This is a genomic window from Streptomyces sp. NP-1717, from assembly GCF_022695985.1.
Lineage (GTDB): Bacteria > Actinomycetota > Actinomycetes > Streptomycetales > Streptomycetaceae > Streptomyces.
The window spans coordinates 32,420-50,460 of sequence record NZ_JAAPBF010000034.1 but is presented as its reverse complement, the minus strand read 5'-3'; the positions used below and the strand labels follow the sequence as shown (position 1 = coordinate 50,460).

Genomic DNA, 18,041 nt, shown 5'->3' with positions numbered 1-18,041 from the left:
GGGATCCGGCTCGTCGTCCGGTTCCGACGGGTCGTCGGACGGGCTGTCGCCCGGGTCCGCGGACTCGGATCCGCCGCTCGTGCCGGGCGTCGGCGCGCCCGAACTCGTGGTGCCCGGGACGCCGCCCGGCTCGGCGGGCCGCTTCGTGCTCGCGTCCGCGGGCGTCTCGGTGTCGTAGCCGGCGCCGTCGTCGTCGTCCGCCGAGTGGTCGGTCTGGACCCGGTCCGTCGGTGTGTCGTTGCCCGAGGCCCCGAGCGTGACGACCGTGCCCAGGACGGCGGCGAGCACCGCGCCCGCGCCGGCGGCGACCAGGTTGCGGCGGGCCCCGCCCAGTACCGGACGACGCCGGCGCGCGGACGACGTGCCGGCGGGGGCGCCCGCCGGCGGGGTGTCGTCGCGGCGGGTGACCAGCGTCAGCCGGTCGTCCGGCGAGGGCGGCTTCAGGACGGGTACGACCATGGACACGCCGCGCGGCGGCGACACCGGCGCTTCGGCGTCGGCCTTGGCGAACGCGGCCGGTGTGTTCGCGTTCTCCCGGTCGGAGACCAGGGCCAGCGCCCTGCGCCCTGACAGGGTGCCCCGCTTGTCCGCGACCGCGCCGCGCATGCCGATGGAGGTCTCCAGCTCGGCGCGGGCCCGGTCCAGACGTCCGACGCAGAGCGCGAGGATCCCCAACTCATGGTGGAAATAGGCTTCTTCGGCGACCTCTCCGGCGATCCTGGCCGCTTCCTGGCCGATCCGCAGCGCGCGCTCCCAGGCGCCCCAGTGCAGCCCCGCCATGAAGGCGGGCGCCGCGCCCCTGGCCAGCAGGACGGCGGCGCTCGCGTGCCCGGGCTCGCCGCTGGAGACCAGGGGCGTCATCGCGGCGAGCAGCGCGTCCGCCTCGGACGCGGCCCGCCGGGGGGTGACCGACGGATGGCCGGCCCACCAGGTGAAGTGCTGGACGGCGGTGTGCGCGCGGGACGTGGCCTCGACGCCGTATCCCCGCGCCTCCAGTTGGGTCAGCGCCCCGGCGGCGAGCCGGTAGCGCGGGCCCACGGGCGACAGGAGCCCGGCGTTCATGAGTTCGCCGACGGCGGCGTCCGCGTGGGTGTCGCCCACCAGGGCCGGCAGATGGGCCTGGTGCGGCACCTCGCCGCCGAGCGCGACGGCGAAGCGCAATGTCTCCCGCGCGGCCTCGCCGAGCCGGGAGGCGAGCAGCACGGCGGGCGCCGCGCCCTCGCCGAGGGTCGGCAGCGGTACGTCGTGCTGCCCGTCGGCGGCGGGCCCGTCGCCCTCCGGCGAACCCTGTCCCCGGCCGTACGGCACGTCGTCAAGCTCGTGGACGAAGACCCCGTCGCTCTCGTACGCACCGGAGCCGGCGCGCAGGCTGTCGCGCCCGCGCAGCAGCGCGCCCGCCTGGACGAAGCGCTGCGGCAGCCCCTCGGACTCGAACCAGAGGTCGCCGGCCCAGTTCGCCTCCTCGTCGGTGAGGGGGCGTCCCGTGGCGCGCTCCAGCAGATCGAGCGAGGCGCCGCGACCGAGGCCGCCGAGCAGGACCTCTTCGAGCCTGGAGCGGCCGATGGGGGCGTCCACGTCGGGGGTGACCGCGAGGAGGAAGGCGCATTCGGGCGCGGCTTCGAGCAGTTCGTCCAGCGGGTCGCCGCCGAATTCGAGGTCGTCGAGGACGACGACGGCGCCGATGCCGCGGACCAGCCCGAGCAGTCCGGCGCGGTCGGGGCGGTGCAGGACGGAGCGGTAGACGGCCGCGTACAGCTCGTACAGCAGCTCGGTGACGGTGCGGTGGTGGCCGGAGAGCCGTACGACCCCGTCCGGGGCGAGGTCCTCGCAGTCGGTGGCGACGGCTTCGAGGAGCGCGGTACGGCCGGAGCCGGCCGAGCCCGTGAGACGTACGGAGTGCCCGCGCCCCAGCAGCCCGACGAGCCGCTCGCGCTCCTCCTGACGCTCCAGCAGCGGGAACGGGGGCGCGCCGGGGCCCGGCGGTATGGGCGGCCGGCCTGCCCGGCGCTGCTCGGCGCGCTCGTCGGCGTCGAGCCTGACGGGGGTGGGCGGCTGCGAACCCGGCGGGCAGGGCTCGATCTCGCTGCCGTCGACGGGGTTGACGGTGATCAGGAAGTCGCCCGAGATCAGCTCGACGGTGCGCGCGGGCGCCGGGTGCGACAGCCACGGGTTCGGCCGGTCGGCGCCCTCCGCGGGGCTGTCGTCGGCGCGCCCGGCACCCTCGGGACGCGGGTCCTTGGGATGGGTCGGGTCGGTCGGGTTCATCGTCAAAGCCCCCCAGATCGTGGCGTGCGGTTGCCCTCCCGGCCTCGCACGCCCCGCTGTCGCTTCTGGTCCGGTGCCCGCCGCATGGGTTGTTGGCCGGCCGACGGCCGAACCCTAAACCTCCGCACAGTATCCAGGAACAGCCGGGGTGCCACCTCGTCCGAGACGTCACGGTCTCGTGAGGATTGTGCGCGGCCCCGGGGGCACGGACACCGGGCGGGCGGTGCCCGCGGTCCGGACGTCGGGACGTTCGGGCGTTCGGCGTTCGGGCGTCAGACGCGCGGAAGCGATTCTGCTGCGATGCCGCCCTCGATGGCGAGGATGCGGTGCAGCCGGGTGGCCACCAGCAGTCGCTGCATCTGGGTCGGCACGCCGCGCAGGACGAGTCTGCGTCCGCAGCGTCCGGCCCTGCGGTGCGCGCCCATGATGACGCCGAGGCCCGTGGCGTCCCAGGAATCCAGTCCGGTCAGATCGAGCACCAGGTCGCCTGTTCCGTCGTCGACGGCCGTGTGCAGGACCGTACGGGCGTCCGCCGCGCTGCGGACGTCGAGGCGGCCCTCGACGACCAGTTCGGCGTGGTCGCCCCTGATGTGCATATGCGCTCCCCGAATGCCTCTGTGCTCCGCGTCTGTGTTCTCGGTCTGCGTGCGATGCGTTCAAGCGATGTCTCTGTGCAACAACTGACAGCCGTGCGGCCGCGGAAGTTGCCGTCCGTGAGCGAACTGATACCGAATTCACCCGGCGGGGTGAGGAGCGACCGGTCGGTGTCGCTCGGCGCCCGCCGGCCGCCCGGACGCGCGAAGGTCAGTGCTTGTAGAAGCCCTGCCCGCTCTTGCGCCCGATGTCACCCGCGTCCACCATCCGGCGCATCAGCTCCGGCGCCGCGAACTTCTCGTCCTGCGACTCGGTGTAGATGTTGTCGGCGGCGTGCAGCAGGATGTCGACGCCCGTGAGGTCGGCGGTGGCGAGCGGCCCCATGGCGTGGCCGAAGCCGAGCTTGCACGCGATGTCGATGTCCTCGGCGGTGGCGACGCCCGACTCCTGGAGCTTGGCCGCCTCGACGACCAGGGCGGTGATGAGCCTGGTGGTGACGAAGCCCGCGACGTCACGGTTGACGACGATGCAGGTCTTGCCGACCGATTCGGCGAACTCCCGTGTGGTGGCGAGGGTTTCGTCGCTGGTCTTGTAGCCGCGTACCAGTTCGCAGAGGTTCATCATCGGTACGGGCGAGAAGAAGTGGGCGCCGACGACGCGCTCGGGACGCTCCGTCGCCGCCGCGATCTTGGTGATCGGGATCGCCGAGGTGTTGGAGGCGAGGACGGTGTCGTCGCGTACGAGCTTGTCGAGCGCCCGGAAGATCTCGTGCTTGATGTCGAGCTTCTCGAAGACGGCCTCGACGACGATGTCGGCGTCGGCCGCGGCGTCCAGATCGGTGGTCGTGGTGATCCGGGAGAGCGCGGCGTCCGCGTCCGCCTCTTCCAGCCTGCCCTTGGCGACGAATCTGGCGTACGAGGCGCGGATCGCGTCCTTGCCACGGGCCAGGGCGTCGTCGGTCACGTCTCGCAGGACGACGTCCCAGCCCGCCTGGGCCGAGACCTGCGCGATTCCGGACCCCATGAGTCCGGCACCGATGACGGCGAGCTTCCTGGCCACGACGTACCCCTTGATTTCCGGTCCGGACCCGCGAGTGCCTTAACACACGCTTTACATTTGCTCTCTGCCGGAGGTTATCGGTCGTGAGGTGCCCTGTGGTGGGGAAGAGATGCGCGTCACGTCTCACATGACGGACATCACATCCGTACACGACGCGAGTCGGCCCATCAGCCTTGCCGTACAGCGTACTTGAGCGCCTTCCGCCCGGTGTCACGTGTGCCTCGCGTGAGGTGGCCTCCGGACTCCCGCCCCAACTCGCCCTGCCAAAAGGCGCCGCGCGGCGCCGCGCCGGTGTCCCGGACGACACGGCCTAGGCTGGCCGCATGGTCAATCTGACGCGTATCTACACCCGTACCGGCGACAAGGGCACCACGGCGCTCGGTGACATGAGCCGTACGGCCAAGACCGACCTGCGGATCGCCGCCTACGCCGACGCCAACGAGGCCAACGCCGTCATCGGTGGGGCGATCGCGCTCGGGCAGCTGAGGGACGACGTCGTGAAGGTCCTCGTCCGGGTCCAGAACGACCTCTTCGACGTCGGCGCCGACCTCTCCACACCGGTGATCGAGGCACCCGAGTACCCGCCGCTGCGCGTCGAGCAGTCGTACATCGACAAGCTGGAGGCGGACTGCGACCGCTTCCTGGAGGAGGTCGAGAAGCTGCGCAGTTTCATCCTCCCCGGCGGTACGGCCGGGGCGGCGCTGCTGCACCAGGCGTGCACCGTCGTACGGCGCGCGGAGCGCTCGACGTGGGCGGCGTTCGAGGCGCACGGGGAGAGCATGAACCCGCTGACGGCGACGTATCTCAACCGGCTCTCCGACCTCCTGTTCATCCTGGCCAGGGTGGCCAACAAGGAGGTCGGAGACGTGCTGTGGGTGCCGGGCGGCGAGCGCTGACCTATCGGTCGCTGGAGGACCGGGGCCGCTCCGCCGGCGCGGGGCCGCCCGGGTCCTTCTTCGGGAAGAGCGTGTAGCCGAGCGCGATCACCAGGTTGATCCCGATCACGAAGACCATCTTCTGCTGCCACATCCGGAGCGACCCGGTGTCCCCGTCGGAGCCGACGTACCAGATCGCGGACTGGAGCAGACCGAGCGCGATGGCCGACGCGGTCACCCAGCGGGCGGCCGTCCTCCACTCGTGGACCATGCGGGCCCTGCCGTACTTCGGCGGCCGGACCGGCGGCGGGCCGCCGGCGAACCGGTGGGCGAAGCGGGCGTCGGCCCACTTGATCAGCTGGGGGCCGAGCGCCACCGAGAAGCCGATGTAGACCGCGGCGAGTCCGTGCTTCCAGTCCGGTTCGGCGCCGTTCTTCAGGTCGATCGCCGTCACGACGAGCAGCAGGACCTCCAGCAGCGGTTCGCACAGCAGCACCGCGGTCGACACGCGCGGCATCCCGGCGAAGTAGCGCAGGGCCAGTCCGATGCCCAGCAGCACCCAGAATCCGACCTCGCAGATGATGATCAGCGTGACGATCACGGCAGTCTCCCTTCGGCTCACTCCCAGTTTTCCGCCGGTTCCGGCCCGGATCGTCGTCACCAGTGACGAACCGAGACTGCATCCTTCGATGTAGCGCGCCCCCGTCCGGTCTCGGCCGCCACGCGGAGGTGCCCGCCCGCGGCGCCGTGTTTGATGGTGGGGTGACCGTTCTCCCACGTCCGCACCGAGAGGACGCCCTGATCGCCGCGGCCGGCCTGCTCGGCGGCGTGCTGCTCTGGGCCCTCGGACTGCACACCCAGGGGAGCGACCGGGGACTGTCCGGCTCCTGGGTGCTGCTGCCGGTCGCCGCCGTCTCCCTGATGGAGCTGGTGCGCAGGAGCGCGCCCCGCACGGCCCTGCTGGTCGCCACCCTCGCGCTCGTCCTCGACTTCTTCACCCTGGGCAGCGTGGCGACCATCGCCATGTTCACGGACATCGTCTACGCGGCGGTGCTCTACGGCAGCCCGTCCGCGGCCCGCAGGATCCCCTGGGGCACGGCGCTGACCACGGTCGTCGTCACCGTCGCGGCCGTGAGCTGGCTCCGCTCGCCCGAGGGCCTACTGCTGGGCGTCCTGGCCGCGGCGATCACCATCGCCCCCGCCACCACCGGTGTGCTGGTCCGCAATCACCGCGACGCCGCCGAGGCCGCCCGTCTGCGGGCCGAACAGACGGCCCTGCTCGCCGAGATGGACCGGACGCAGGCCGTGATGGCCGAGCGCGCGCGGATGGCCCGTGAGCTGCACGACATGGTCGCCAACCATCTGTCGGCCATCGCGATCCACTCCACCGCCGCGCTCTCCCTCGACGACGCGCGGACCTCCAAGGACGCGCTGGCGGTGATCCGCGAGAACAGCGTCGCGGGTCTGGCGGAGATGCGGCGGCTCATCGGACTGCTGCGGGACACCGGCGACGACCGGCGGCCCGCTCCGGCGCCGACGCTGGGGGCGCTCGACTCGCTCGTGGAGCAGGCGCGTACGAACGGCGCGTCCAGCGGGCTCACGTTCACGCTCCAGGACCGGCGGGGCGAGGGGCCCGCGCTGCCGGCGCCGGTCGAGATGGCGGCGTACCGCATCGTCCAGGAGTCGCTGACCAACGCGCTCAAGCACGCGCCGCGCGGCCCCGTGACGGTGCTCCTGGAGCGCACACGGCGGGCTCTGTGCGTCGATGTCGTCAGCCCGTACGGCGACGGGCCCGGCCCGCGCGCACCGGGCTCCGGCGCGGGTCTGGTCGGGATGCGGGAGCGCGTCGCCCTGCTGGACGGCGCGTTCGAGGCGGGACCGGTCACGGCGGACGGCTCGGACGGCGCGAGCGCCACGGGCGGGGCGAACGGCACGAAGATCTGGCGGGTGCGGGCGGAGCTGCCCGTCGACGAGGGGAGCGGCACGGCATGACCATCCGGGTTCTGGTGGCGGAGGACCAGTCGGCGGTACGCGCGGGGCTGGTCCTGATCCTGCGCAGTTCCCCGGAGGTCGAGGTGGTCGGCGAGGCGCGGGACGGCGAGGAGGCCGTGCGGCTGGCCCGTGAACTGCGCCCCGACCTGGTGCTGATGGATGTGTCGATGCCCAGGCTGGACGGGGTGTCGGCGACGCGGCAGGTGGTCGCCGAGAAGCTGGCCGACGTGCTCGTGCTGACGACGTTCGACCTGGACGAGTACGTCTTCGGCGCGCTGCGCGCGGGCGCCGCCGGGTTCCTGCTGAAGAACACGGACGCGCGGGACCTCATCGAGGCGGTACGGACGGTGGCACGCGGCGAGGGCCTGATCGCGCCTTCCGTGACGCGCCGGCTGATCGCGGAGTTCGCCTCGCCGAAGGCCGTACGGTCGCCGGACGCGCCGGACCTCACGGTGCTGGACGCCCTCACCCGGCGTGAGCGCGAGGTGCTGGCCAGCCTGGGTGACGGGCTGTCGAACGCGGAGATCGCGGTACGGCTGGACATGGCGGAGGCGACGGTCAAGACCCATGTGAGCAGGCTGCTGGGCAAGCTGGAGCTGCGCAGCCGCGTACAGGCGGCCGTTCTGGCGCAGGAGTTGGGGATCTGAGGGCGCGGGCGGCGACCGGCGTGCCGTACGGCGCGACAGCCGGTCGGCCGACCCGTCGACACCTTTGGTCTGGACCTATTGACGATTGGTCCAGACCTCCTTACTCTCACGCCACTGACTAGTGCGCGAGCTGTCGCAAGAGTCGGGTGTCACGGACCACTCCGGACCATCCCCGATCTGTCTTGACTCACTCGAGGAGTACCCCTTGAGCACGAAGACGTCCGTCCGCAGAACCAGATTCAGATCCAGATCCGTCGCGGCGCTGACCGCGCTGTTCCTCCCCCTCGCCGCCATGGTCGGCCTGGCCTCCCCCGCCGAGGCGGCCACCTCCGCGACCGCCACGTACACCAAGAAGTCCGACTGGGGCACCGGCTTCGAAGGCTCGTGGACGGTGAAGAACACCGGCACCACGACCCTCTCCTCCTGGACCGTCGAGTGGGACTTCCCCGTCGGTACCGGCGTCGGCTCCGCCTGGGACGCCACCGTCACCAAGAGCGGCACCAACCACTTCACCGCCAAGAACGTCGGCTGGAACGGCACCCTCACCCCGGGCGCCTCCGTCACCTTCGGCTTCAACGGCACCGGGCCCGGCGGCGGCTCCGCGACCGGCTGCAAGCTCAACGGCGCCTCCTGCGACGGCGGCAGTGTCCCCGGTGACACGGCCCCGACCGCCCCCGGCACCCCCACCGCGAGCGAGATCACGAACACGTCGGCCAAGCTCAGCTGGAGCGCCGCCACCGACGACAAGGGCATCAAGAACTACGACGTCCTGCGGGACGGTGCGAAGATCGCCACGGTCACCGGAACGACGTACACGAACACCGGCCTGACCGCGGGCACCAGCTACTCCTTCAGCGTCCAGGCCCGTGACACGGCCGACCAGACCGGACCGGTCAGCGGCTCGGTCGCCGTGAGGACCACCGGCGGCGGCACGGACCCGGGCACCCCGCCCGGCGACCAGGTCAAGCTCGGCTACTTCACCGAGTGGGGCGTCTACGACCGCAACTACCACGTCAAGAACCTGGTGACGTCCGGCAGCGCGTCCAAGATCACCCACATCAACTACTCGTTCGGCAACGTCCAGGGCGGCAAGTGCACCATGGGCGACGCGTACGCGGCGACGGACAAGGCGTACACCGCCGCCCAGGCCGTCGACGGCGTCGCCGACACCTGGGACCAGCCGCTGCGCGGCAACTTCAACCAGCTGCGCAAGCTCAAGGCCGCGAACCCCGGCATCAAGGTCCTCTGGTCCTTCGGCGGCTGGACCTGGTCCGGCGGCTTCGGTGACGCGGTGAAGAACCCCGCCGCGTTCGCGCAGTCCTGCTACGACCTGGTCGAGGACCCGCGCTGGGCCGATGTCTTCGACGGCATCGACCTGGACTGGGAGTACCCGAACGCCTGCGGTCTGAGCTGCGACACCAGCGGCCCGGCGGCGATGAAGAACATGATGCAGGCCATGCGCGCCAAGTTCGGTGCCAACTACCTGGTCACCGCGGCCGTCACCGCCGACGCGTCCAGCGGCGGCAAGATCGACGCCGCCGACTACGCGGGCGCCTCGCAGTACATGAACTGGCTCAACGTCATGACGTACGACTTCTTCGGCGCCTTCGCCGCGCAGGGCCCCACGGCCCCGCACTCCCCGCTCACCTCGTACCCGGGCATCCCGCAGGCCGGCTTCAACTCCGCCGACGCGATCGCCAAGTACAAGGCGCAGGGCGTCCCGGCGAAGAAGCTGCTGCTCGGCATCGGCTTCTACGGACGCGGCTGGACCGGCGTCACCCAGGCCGCACCGGGCGGTACGGCCACGGGCGCGGCCCCCGGCACCTACGAGGCGGGCATCGAGGACTACAAGGTCCTGAAGAACACCTGCCCCGTCACCGGCACCGTCGGCGGCACGGCGTACGCGAAGTGCGGCAGCAACTGGTGGAGCTACGACACCCCGGCGACGATCGCCACGAAGATGGCGTGGGCGAAGAGCCAGGGTCTCGGCGGAGCGTTCTTCTGGGACTTCACCGGTGACACCGCGAACGGCGAACTCGTGACAGCGATCAGCAACGGTCTGAAGTAACACACCGCGCGAGCGGCGAGGGGGACGGTGCCTGCGGGCACCGTCCCCCTCGTCGTCGTCAGGTACGGATCAGGCGACGTTCACCCGCTGGCCGGGCGGCGCCGCCTCCAGCCAGGCGAGGAAGCCGGTCAGCGCGTCCTCGCTCATCGCCAGCTCCAGGCGCGTGCCCTGGTGGACACAGCCGAGCACGACGGAGTCGGAGAGCAGCGCCAGCTCCTCCTCGCCCTCGGGAGCACGCCGGGCGAGCACCTCGATGGCGGAGCGTTCGAGACTGCGGCGGGGCCTCGGGGCGTACGAGAAAACCCGGAACCAGTTGATCCGGTCACCGCTGTAGCGGGCGACGCCGTACACCCAGCCCTTGCCGGACGTGTCGGGCTCCTCGGCCACGTTCCAGCGCAGCGAACAGTCGAAGGTCCCTCCGGAGCGCTGGATCAGCCGACGGCGCAGCCCGAAGACGAAGAGCCCCAGCGCAACCAGCACGACGACCAGTCCGCAGACAAGCAGAGCGAGGACCATCTGATACCGACCTCCTCGCCAATCGAGTAACCCGCACGAACGAACAGAAACAGCTGCCGCATCGCCTCAGCCGCGACACGGTCTGGATGTCTCCAGAACGGGCCGCGGCTGAGGGTAATTCCAGGTGCGGTGCGTCAGCGCACCGCCACAGCGCGCAGTCGGACATCGGCACGGCGCTCGGCGGCGTCGTCCTCACCCGACTTCGCGCGCTCCAGCGCGCGCTCGGCACGCTGGGCGTCGATCTCGTCCGCCAGCTCGGCGATCTCCGCGAGCAGGGAGAGCTTGTTGTCGGCGAACGACAGGAATCCGCCGTGCACGGCGGCGACGACGGTGCCGCCGTCGGTCGTACGGATGGTCACGGGGCCCGACTCCAGCACACCGAGCAGCGGCTGGTGACCGGGCATGACGCCGATGTCGCCGGACGTGGTGCGCGCGACGACCAGGGTGGCCTCGCCGGACCAGACACTGCGGTCCGCGGCGACCAGCTCGACGTGCAGCTCAGCAGCCAAGGGTGCTCCTCGGGTCACCACCCGGCTGTGTCGCCGGGTGTCGGTCTAATTCTATGGGGTCACGATCGGCGGTTCGGAGGGGGGCGGTACGAGCCCGCCCCCCACCGTGAGTCCGGGGACTCAGGAGACGCCGAGCTCCTTGGCCTTCGCCTTCAGGTCATCGATGCCACCGCACATGAAGAACGCCTGCTCGGGGAAGTGGTCGTAGTCGCCGTCGCAGATCGCGTTGAACGCGGAGATCGACTCGTCGAGCGGCACGTCGGAACCGTCCAGGCCGGTGAACTGCTTGGCGGCGTGGGTGTTCTGCGACAGGAAGCGCTCGACGCGACGGGCACGGTGGACAACGAGCTTGTCCTCCTCGCCCAGCTCGTCGATACCGAGGATCGCGATGATGTCCTGGAGGTCCTTGTTCTTCTGCAGGATCCCCTTGACGCGGCTCGCCGCGTCGTAGTGCGCCTGCGAGATGTAACGCGGGTCCAGGATGCGGGACGTCGAGTCCAGCGGGTCCACCGCCGGGTAGATGCCCTTCTCCGAGATCGGACGCGACAGCACGGTCGTCGCGTCGAGGTGCGCGAAGGTCGTGGCCGGGGCCGGGTCGGTCAGGTCGTCCGCCGGCACGTAGATCGCCTGCATCGAGGTGATCGAGTGACCACGGGTCGAGGTGATGCGCTCCTGGAGCACACCCATCTCGTCCGCCAGGGTCGGCTGGTAACCCACCGCGGACGGCATACGGCCGAGCAGCGTGGAGACCTCGGAACCGGCCTGGGTGAAGCGGAAGATGTTGTCGATGAAGAGCAGCACGTCCTGCTTCTGCACATCGCGGAAGTACTCCGCCATGGTCAGGGCGGACAGGGCGACCCGCAGACGGGTGCCCGGCGGCTCGTCCATCTGGCCGAAGACCAGCGCGGTCTTGTCCAGAACGCCCGACTCGGTCATCTCGTCGATGAGGTCGTTGCCCTCACGGGTGCGCTCACCGACACCGGCGAACACGGAAACACCGTCGTGCAGCTTCGCCACACGCATGATCATTTCCTGGATGAGGACCGTCTTGCCGACGCCCGCTCCACCGAAGAGACCGATCTTGCCGCCCTTGACGTACGGGGTCAGCAGGTCGACGACCTTCAGGCCGGTCTCGAACATCTCGGTCTTCGACTCGAGCTGGTCGAAGGCCGGGGCCTTGCGGTGGATCGGCCAGCGCTCGGTGATCTGAGCCTCGCCGTCCGGGTCGTTCAGGATCTCGCCGAGGGTGTTGAACACCTTGCCCTTGGTGACGTCACCGACGGGCACCGAGATGCCGGAGCCGGTGTCCGTCACCACGGCCTGGCGGACCAGACCGTCGGTCGGCTGCATCGAGACGGCGCGGACGAGGCCTTCACCCAGGTGCTGGGCGACTTCGAGCGTCAGCGTCTTCTTCTTGCCGTCCTCGGCCGGGTCGGCCACCTCGACGTGCAGTGCGTTGTAGATCTCCGGCATCGCGTCGACGGGGAACTCCACGTCGACGACCGGGCCGATGACCCGGGACACGCGGCCCGTGGCCGTGGCCTCAACAGTGGTCGTCATTACTTTTCACTCCCCGCGGTCGCGTCGGCCAGGGCGCTGGCGCCACCGACGATCTCGCTGATTTCCTGGGTGATTTCGGCCTGGCGGGCCGCGTTGGCAAGCCGGGAGAGGCTCTTGATGAGGTCCCCGGCGTTGTCGGTCGCCGACTTCATCGCGCGTCGGGTGGCCGCGTGCTTGGAAGCGGCGGCCTGGAGCAGCGCGTTGTAGATACGGCTCTCGACGTAGCGCGGCAGCAGGGCGTCGAGGACGTCCTCCGCCGACGGCTCGAAGTCGAACAGCGGAAGGATCTCGTCCTTCTTCGCCGAGTCCTCCTCCTCCGACGCATCGAGGGAGAGAGGCAGCAGCCGGTTCTCCACCGGCGTCTGCGTCAGCATCGAGACGAACTCGGTGAAGACGATGTGGAGTTCGTCCACGCCGCCGTCCGCCGTGTCCCGCTGGACCGCCTCGATCAGCGGTCCGGCGACGCCCTTGGCGTCCGCGTAGGTCGGGCTGTCGGTGAAGCCGGTCCACGACTCCGTGACCTCGCGCTCACGGAAGCCGTAGTAGGCGACACCCTTGCGGCCGACGATGTAGGTGTCGACCTCCTTGCCCTCGCCCCGGAGCCGCTCGGTGAGCCGCTCCGCCGCCTTGATGGCGTTGGAGGAGTAGCCGCCCGCCAGTCCGCGGTCGCTCGTGACGAGCAGGACCGCGGCCCGTGTCGGCGCCTCGACCTCCGTGGTCAGAGGGTGCTTGGTGTTGGATCCGGTCGCCACCGCCGTGACCGCGCGGGTGAGCTCGGTCGCGTACGGCGTCGAGGCCGCCACCTGGCGCTGCGCCTTGACGATGCGCGAGGCGGCGATCATCTCCATCGCCTTGGTGATCTTCTTGGTCGCGGTGACGGATTTGATGCGACGCTTGTAGACCCGGAGCTGGGCTCCCATGAGTCAGGTCCCTTCCGTCGTCACTTGGAGACGTTGACGCCGGCCGGGGCGTCGTCGCCCAGAAGCTTGCCGTCCGAGGTCTCGAACTGCTTCTTGAAGGCGGCGATGGCGTCGCTGATGGACTCAAGAGTGTCGTCCGACATCTTGGCGCCCTCGGCGATGCTGGTCAGCAGCTCCTTGCGCTCGCGGCGCAGGTGCTCCAGCAGTTCGCTCTCGAAGCGGCTGATGTCCTCGACCGGGACGTCGTCCATCTTGCCGGTGGTGCCGGCGTAGATGGAGACGACCTGCTCCTCGACCGGGTACGGCGCGTACTGCGGCTGCTTCAGCAGCTCGACCATGCGCGAACCACGCTGGAGCGATGCCTTAGACGCGGCGTCCAGGTCGGAACCGAAGGCGGCGAACGCCTCCAGCTCGCGGTACTGGGCGAGGTCCACGCGGAGCCGTCCCGACACCTGGCGCATGGCCTTGTGCTGGGCGGAGCCGCCGACTCGGGAGACCGAGATACCGACGTTCAGCGCGGGCCGCTGGCCGGCGTTGAACAGGTCGGACTCCAGGAAGCACTGGCCGTCGGTGATGGAGATGACGTTGGTCGGGATGAACGCCGACACGTCGTTCGCCTTGGTCTCGACGATGGGCAGGCCCGTCATCGAGCCGGCGCCCATGTCGTCGGAGAGCTTGGCGCAGCGCTCCAGCAGACGCGAGTGCAGGTAGAAGACGTCGCCCGGGTAGGCCTCGCGGCCCGGCGGACGGCGCAGCAGCAGGGAGACGGCGCGGTAGGCGTCGGCCTGCTTCGACAGGTCGTCGAAGATGATCAGGACGTGCTTGCCCTGGTACATCCAGTGCTGGCCGATGGCCGAACCGGTGTAGGGGGCCAGGTACTTGAAGCCCGCCGGGTCGGACGCCGGGGCGGCGACGATCGTCGTGTACTCAAGAGCACCGGCCTCTTCCAGCGCACCGCGTACGGACGCGATGGTGGAGCCCTTCTGGCCGATGGCGACGTAGATGCAGCGCACCTGCTTGTTCACGTCGCCCGAGCGCCAGTTGTCGCGCTGGTTGATGATCGTGTCGACGGCCAGGGCGGTCTTGCCGGTCTGGCGGTCGCCGATGATCAGCTGACGCTGGCCACGGCCGATCGGCACCATCGAGTCGACGGCCTTGTAACCGGTCTGCATCGGCTCGTGCACCGACTTACGGACCATGACGCCCGGAGCCTGGAGCTCCAGGGCGCGGCGGCCGTCGGTCGCGATCTCGCCGAGGCCGTCGATCGGGGCGCCGAGCGGGTCGACGACACGACCGAGGTAGCCCTCGCCGACGCCGACGGAGAGGACCTCGCCGGTACGGGTGACCGACTGTCCCTCCTCGATACCGCTGAACTCACCGAGGATGACAGCGCCGATCTCGCGCTCCTCCAGGTTCAGGGCGAGACCGAGGGTCCCGTCCTCGAACTTCAGCAGTTCGTTCGCCATGGCCGAGGGCAGACCCTCGACCTTCGCGATGCCGTCACCGGCAACGCTGACCGTCCCGACCTCCTCGCGCGAGGCCGCGTCCGGCTTGTACGACTGGACAAAGTTCTCCAGCGCATCCCGGATCTCCTCCGGCCGGATCGTGAGCTCCGCCATCTGGATTCCCTGCTCTCCTTGTTGGGCCCGAAGTTCTATGGGGGTCTGGGGGCGACCCCCAGGAATCTTCTGCAATTTCTGCACGGCCCAACCGGGCCGCTGTTCTTGATCTCTGTATGTGTGTCTGTAATCCGGAAATCACGTACCGACCGCCGGCCTTCAGCCGGCGAGCCGCCGTTCCGCCTCGTCGAGACGTTCCGCGACGGTGCCGTTGACGACCTCGTCGCCGACGCGGACCGAGATCCCGCCGAGGACCGCGGGGTCCACGTCCAGGTTCAGATGCATCGGGTGGCCGTACAGTCTGGCCAGGGCCGCGCCGAGACGCTGCTTCTGGCCTTCGGTGAGCGGTACCGCCGACGTGACGACCGCCACCATCCGGTCCCGGCGAGCCGCGGCGAGCCGGGAGAGGGTCTGCAGACCCGCTTCCAGGCTACGTCCTCGGGGCTGGGACACCAGGCGCACGACCAGTCGCTCGGTGCTCGGGTTGGCCCGGCCGCCGAGCAGGCTGCCCAGCAGCGCGGTCTTCGCCGACGCGGTCGCCGACCGGTCGGTCAGCGCGGCCCGCAACTCGGTGCTGGACTCGACGATCCGGCCGAAGCGGAACAGCTCGTCCTCGACGTCGTCGAGGGCGCCCGCCCGCTGCGCGGCGGTGAGCTCGGCGACGGCCGCCAGCTCCTCCACCGCGTCGACCAGGTCACGCGGCTGCGACCAGCGGGAGCGGACCATTCCGGTGATCAGGTCGGCACTCTCGCCGCCCACCTGGCCACCGAGCAGTCCGCCGGCCAGCTCGGCCTTGGACTCGCCGGACCGCGCCGGGTCGGTGAGGACCCGGCGCAGCGACACCTCGCGGTGGAGCAGCGCCGTGACGGCGGTCAGCTCCTCCGCGAGCTTCGCCGCGTCGGCCGACGTGCTGTCGGTCAGCGCGTCGAGACGCTCGCGTGCGGCGGCCAGCGCCGTGCGGCTCGCTCCGTTCATCGTGCGGCCTCGGCCTTCGACGCGCCGTCCTCGAGTTCGTCGAGGAAGCGGTCGATGGTGCGGCTCTGGCGGGCGCTGTCCTCCAGGGACTCCCCGACGAGCTTGCCGGCGAGGTCGGTGGCGAGCTTGCCCACGTCCTGGCGCAGTGCCGAGGCCGCGGCCTTGCGGTCCGCCTCGATCTGGGCGTGGCCGGCGGCGACGATCTCTTCACGCTGCCGCTGCCCCTCCGCCTTCATCTCCTGGATGATGGTGGCGCCCTGCTCGGTCGCCTCCTGACGGAGACGAGCCGCCTCGTGGCGCGCCTCGGCGAGCTGGGCCTTGTACTGCTCCAGGACGCTTTCGGCTTCGGTCTTGGCGGCCTCCGCCTTCTCCATGCCGCCCTCGATGGCCTCACGGCGCTCGTCCAGAACCTTGTTGATGTTCGGGAGGAGCTTCCACGCGAGCAGGCCGAAGACGATGACAAAAGCGAGCAGGCCGATGACGAGCTCGGGAATCGGCGGGATGAGGGGGTTCTGCTTCTCCTCGGCCGCGAGCTGAACCAACAGAGGGTTCACATCAGTGCCTTTCGTCTAGTGGTGCTGACCGGATCGAGAAGATCACACGCCATAGACGAACGGCATGACCAGACCGATCAGGGCGAGCGCCTCACAGAAGGCGAAACCGAGGATCTGGTTGGCGCGGATCAGACCGGCAGCCTCGGGCTGACGGGCGAGGGCCTGGGTGCCGTTACCGAAGATGATGCCGACGCCGACGCCGGGGCCGATGGCGGCAAGACCGTAACCGATGGAACCGAGGGAGCCACTGACGGCGGCAAGGTTCTGGGACATGCCAGTTCTTCCTTCTCTTTCACGGACCGATGGGTGTTGGCCACCGGGCGACTAAGGGGCAGGGCGGGGACTCAGTGGTGCTCTGCGAGCGCGCCCTGGATGAAGGTGCAGCTGAGCAGCACGAAGACGTACGCCTGAAGGGCCTGGATGAACAGCTCGAAGGCCGTCATCACGAGGACCATCACGAACGACACACCCGCGTAGGCGATGCCGATGCCGTTGAGCAGGTACCAGCTCGCGATGGTGAAGAGCAGCAGCAGGGTGTGACCGGCGAACATGTTGGCGAACAGTCGCACCGCGTGGGTGAACGGCCGGACCAGCAGGTTCGAGAAGAACTCGATCAGCATGGCCAGCGGGAGCACCGCGCCGAGCGACTTGTCGTAACCGGTGAAGTTCTTGAAGGCACCCACGAATCCGTGCCGCTTGAAGGTCAGCGAGACCCACAGTACGTAAACGATGAGTGCGAGGACGATGGGGTAGGCGATGATCGACGTCACCGGGAACTGGGCGACGGGGATGATCGACCAGAGGTTCATCATCCAGACGAAGAAGAACAGCGAGACGATCAGCGGGACGTACTTCTCGCCCTCTCGCTTGCCGAGAGTCTCGTAGACGACACCGCGCCGGACGAAGTCATAACCCGCTTCGGCGACCATCTGCAGCTTGCCGGGAACAACCTTCGGCTTGCGGAAGGCGGCCCAGAAGAAGCCGATGATGACGACCGAGCCGAGAAGTGCCAGCAGCATCGGCTTGTTGAAGTAAAAGCTGCCGTCCCCGTCGCCCACGAGGGGCTTGAACAGGAACGAATGCAGGCCGGGGGCCGGGAAGCCACAGCCGTCGAAGATGTGGCAGTCGGTCTCGAAGGCGAGCACCTGCGTCGGGTCAGCACTCACCGCGGGCTCCTTCAACATGGCGCATAGGTAGGGCAACCTCGTTGTGTCGGCGCGGCGGGAAGCCGCGATTCGGCACTGGACTGGTGTTTCGGATGTGGGAACGGCGACCGGGCTGCTCCGAGCCTCGCGTCGTAAGAGCAGGCGTCAGCTGGGGAGCCCGCGCCATCGATGCCGCAGTTGGAACCGGACGATAGCAGGATCTCGAACTCGCACTTATCCCGCCCCTACCTATCACGCCGACGTACCCGTCTTCTCCGGCTCCACATAGAGAATCTTCGCCTTCATATGGGCACGGGCCTGAGCGGCGATCCAGGCGAGCGTCGCGACCACCAACGTCAGCGCGAACGCCTTGGGGTTGAAGAGGGAGGTGTCCTTGAACGCGGCCATGAAGACGAAGAGCGCCAGCACTTGGGTCGTGTAGAGCAGCAGGCCCATCGCCTGGAAGAGATGCGGCAGTGACTTGGCCGTGCGCTGGAGCACGACGAGACCGATCCCCATGAAGACGATCACCACCACCGAGGCCACCGCGGCGCCCAGCGCGCCCTTCCCCCCGGCCACCACACCACTGACCACCGCCGCGACAACGCCGACTGCGGCGGTGGGTACGGCGGCTTGAAGAAGGGTCCGGACGTCATTGGTCGGCATGGCGGCAGCTCCGCTAGCTGGGTGGGGCAGATGGTGTCGTCATGGACGAGCGTAGGCCCGGTCCGAGAGTTGGATTC

The 18,041-nt window shown here is 69.7% G+C and carries 18 protein-coding genes; 4 read left to right on the top strand and 14 right to left on the bottom strand.

Features of this window, described 5'->3' with window-relative positions; translation table 11 throughout:
• The 3 genes from GXP76_RS10630 to GXP76_RS10620 all read right to left on the bottom strand — a co-directional run.
• The coding region (locus tag GXP76_RS10630; RefSeq protein ID WP_242571214.1) for an ATP-binding protein at positions 1 to 2,265 on the bottom strand (2,265 nt) is incomplete at its 3' end.
• 272 nt (positions 2,266 to 2,537) lie between these two features.
• Positions 2,538 to 2,861, bottom strand: a complete 324-nt coding sequence (locus GXP76_RS10625) for an STAS domain-containing protein (protein WP_242571213.1) — start codon at positions 2,859 to 2,861, stop codon at positions 2,538 to 2,540.
• Positions 2,862 to 3,069: 208 nt separating this feature from the next.
• Positions 3,070 to 3,918 carry a 3-hydroxyacyl-CoA dehydrogenase family protein gene (locus tag GXP76_RS10620; RefSeq protein WP_242571212.1) on the bottom strand — a complete coding sequence of 283 codons (849 nt, stop codon included), beginning with the start codon at positions 3,916 to 3,918 and terminating at the stop codon, positions 3,070 to 3,072.
• Between the two features lie 323 nt (positions 3,919 to 4,241).
• Here GXP76_RS10620 and GXP76_RS10615 point away from each other — a divergent pair, with 323 nt between their 5' ends.
• A complete protein-coding gene (locus GXP76_RS10615; RefSeq protein WP_242571211.1) occupies positions 4,242 to 4,814 on the top strand; it encodes a cob(I)yrinic acid a,c-diamide adenosyltransferase in 573 nt (190 codons plus the stop codon).
• Position 4,815: 1 nt separating this feature from the next.
• On the opposite strand, the gene GXP76_RS10610 is transcribed toward GXP76_RS10615, so the two are convergent.
• On the bottom strand, positions 4,816 to 5,394 hold the full coding sequence (locus GXP76_RS10610; RefSeq protein ID WP_242571210.1) for a hypothetical protein: 579 nt from the start codon (positions 5,392 to 5,394) through the stop codon (positions 4,816 to 4,818).
• Positions 5,395 to 5,555: 161 nt separating this feature from the next.
• Between GXP76_RS10610 and GXP76_RS10605 the strand changes: the two genes are divergently transcribed.
• The 3 genes from GXP76_RS10605 to GXP76_RS10595 all read left to right on the top strand — a co-directional run bounded on the left by GXP76_RS10605 (position 5,556) and on the right by GXP76_RS10595 (position 9,500).
• Positions 5,556 to 6,785, top strand: a complete 1,230-nt coding sequence (locus GXP76_RS10605; RefSeq protein ID WP_242571209.1) for a sensor histidine kinase — start codon at positions 5,556 to 5,558, stop codon at positions 6,783 to 6,785.
• The gene (locus tag GXP76_RS10600; protein ID WP_242571208.1) at positions 6,782 to 7,432 is read left to right on the top strand and encodes a response regulator transcription factor; all 651 of its coding nucleotides are present in this window, start codon (positions 6,782 to 6,784) and stop codon (positions 7,430 to 7,432) included. Before GXP76_RS10605 ends, GXP76_RS10600 begins: the two co-directional genes overlap by 4 nt.
• 205 nt (positions 7,433 to 7,637) lie before the next feature.
• On the top strand, positions 7,638 to 9,500 hold the full coding sequence (locus GXP76_RS10595) for a glycosyl hydrolase family 18 protein (RefSeq protein ID WP_242571207.1): 1,863 nt from the start codon (positions 7,638 to 7,640) through the stop codon (positions 9,498 to 9,500).
• A gap of 69 nt (positions 9,501 to 9,569) precedes the next feature.
• Here the strand turns inward: GXP76_RS10595 and GXP76_RS10590 are convergent, their stop codons facing one another.
• The 10 genes from GXP76_RS10590 to GXP76_RS10545 form a co-directional block, all read right to left on the bottom strand.
• The gene (locus GXP76_RS10590) at positions 9,570 to 10,016 is read right to left on the bottom strand and encodes a DUF2550 domain-containing protein (RefSeq protein WP_242571206.1); all 447 of its coding nucleotides are present in this window, start codon (positions 10,014 to 10,016) and stop codon (positions 9,570 to 9,572) included.
• A gap of 134 nt (positions 10,017 to 10,150) precedes the next feature.
• Positions 10,151 to 10,525 (bottom strand): F0F1 ATP synthase subunit epsilon, encoded by a 375-nt coding sequence (locus GXP76_RS10585; protein WP_147873836.1) that lies wholly within the window; start codon positions 10,523 to 10,525, stop codon positions 10,151 to 10,153.
• Positions 10,526 to 10,645: 120 nt separating this feature from the next.
• Positions 10,646 to 12,085: a F0F1 ATP synthase subunit beta gene (gene atpD / locus GXP76_RS10580; RefSeq protein WP_242571205.1), complete on the bottom strand. Its 1,440-nt coding sequence runs from the start codon at positions 12,083 to 12,085 to the stop codon at positions 10,646 to 10,648.
• Positions 12,085 to 13,005: a F0F1 ATP synthase subunit gamma gene (locus GXP76_RS10575; RefSeq protein ID WP_242571204.1), complete on the bottom strand. Its 921-nt coding sequence runs from the start codon at positions 13,003 to 13,005 to the stop codon at positions 12,085 to 12,087. The genes atpD and GXP76_RS10575 overlap by 1 nt, the downstream gene beginning before the upstream one ends.
• Positions 13,006 to 13,025: 20 nt before the next feature.
• Positions 13,026 to 14,624, bottom strand: coding sequence for a F0F1 ATP synthase subunit alpha (atpA, locus tag GXP76_RS10570; RefSeq protein ID WP_242571203.1), 1,599 nt, complete (start codon positions 14,622 to 14,624; stop codon positions 13,026 to 13,028).
• Between the two features lie 159 nt (positions 14,625 to 14,783).
• The gene (locus tag GXP76_RS10565; protein ID WP_242571202.1) at positions 14,784 to 15,599 is read right to left on the bottom strand and encodes a F0F1 ATP synthase subunit delta; all 816 of its coding nucleotides are present in this window, start codon (positions 15,597 to 15,599) and stop codon (positions 14,784 to 14,786) included.
• Positions 15,596 to 16,153, bottom strand: a complete 558-nt coding sequence (locus tag GXP76_RS10560) for a F0F1 ATP synthase subunit B (protein WP_242571201.1) — start codon at positions 16,151 to 16,153, stop codon at positions 15,596 to 15,598. The genes GXP76_RS10565 and GXP76_RS10560 overlap by 4 nt, the downstream gene beginning before the upstream one ends.
• Positions 16,154 to 16,195: 42 nt before the next feature.
• Positions 16,196 to 16,426 (bottom strand): ATP synthase F0 subunit C, encoded by a 231-nt coding sequence (atpE, locus tag GXP76_RS10555; RefSeq protein ID WP_242571200.1) that lies wholly within the window; start codon positions 16,424 to 16,426, stop codon positions 16,196 to 16,198.
• Positions 16,427 to 16,497: 71 nt separating this feature from the next.
• Positions 16,498 to 17,334: a F0F1 ATP synthase subunit A gene (gene atpB, locus GXP76_RS10550; protein WP_242571215.1), complete on the bottom strand. Its 837-nt coding sequence runs from the start codon at positions 17,332 to 17,334 to the stop codon at positions 16,498 to 16,500.
• Positions 17,335 to 17,550: 216 nt separating this feature from the next.
• On the bottom strand, positions 17,551 to 17,964 hold the full coding sequence (locus tag GXP76_RS10545; RefSeq protein ID WP_242571199.1) for a hypothetical protein: 414 nt from the start codon (positions 17,962 to 17,964) through the stop codon (positions 17,551 to 17,553).
• Positions 17,965 to 18,041 lie beyond the last annotated feature (77 nt).

What these genes read in the sequence shown, in the direction of transcription:
- GXP76_RS10625 (WP_242571213.1), bottom strand. Translation starts at nt 2,861, where the DNA reads ATGCACATCAGGGGCGACCACGCCGAACTGGTCGTCGAGGGCCGCCTC.
- GXP76_RS10615 (WP_242571211.1), top strand. Translation starts at nt 4,242, where the DNA reads ATGGTCAATCTGACGCGTATCTACACCCGTACCGGCGACAAGGGCACC.
- GXP76_RS10600 (WP_242571208.1), top strand. Translation starts at nt 6,782, where the DNA reads ATGACCATCCGGGTTCTGGTGGCGGAGGACCAGTCGGCGGTACGCGCG.
- GXP76_RS10590 (WP_242571206.1), bottom strand. Translation starts at nt 10,016, where the DNA reads ATGGTCCTCGCTCTGCTTGTCTGCGGACTGGTCGTCGTGCTGGTTGCG.
- atpD (WP_242571205.1), bottom strand. Translation starts at nt 12,085, where the DNA reads ATGACGACCACTGTTGAGGCCACGGCCACGGGCCGCGTGTCCCGGGTC.
- GXP76_RS10575 (WP_242571204.1), bottom strand. Translation starts at nt 13,005, where the DNA reads ATGGGAGCCCAGCTCCGGGTCTACAAGCGTCGCATCAAATCCGTCACC.
- atpA (WP_242571203.1), bottom strand. Translation starts at nt 14,624, where the DNA reads ATGGCGGAGCTCACGATCCGGCCGGAGGAGATCCGGGATGCGCTGGAG.
- GXP76_RS10565 (WP_242571202.1), bottom strand. Translation starts at nt 15,599, where the DNA reads ATGAACGGAGCGAGCCGCACGGCGCTGGCCGCCGCACGCGAGCGTCTC.
- atpE (WP_242571200.1), bottom strand. Translation starts at nt 16,426, where the DNA reads ATGTCCCAGAACCTTGCCGCCGTCAGTGGCTCCCTCGGTTCCATCGGT.
- GXP76_RS10545 (WP_242571199.1), bottom strand. Translation starts at nt 17,964, where the DNA reads ATGCCGACCAATGACGTCCGGACCCTTCTTCAAGCCGCCGTACCCACC.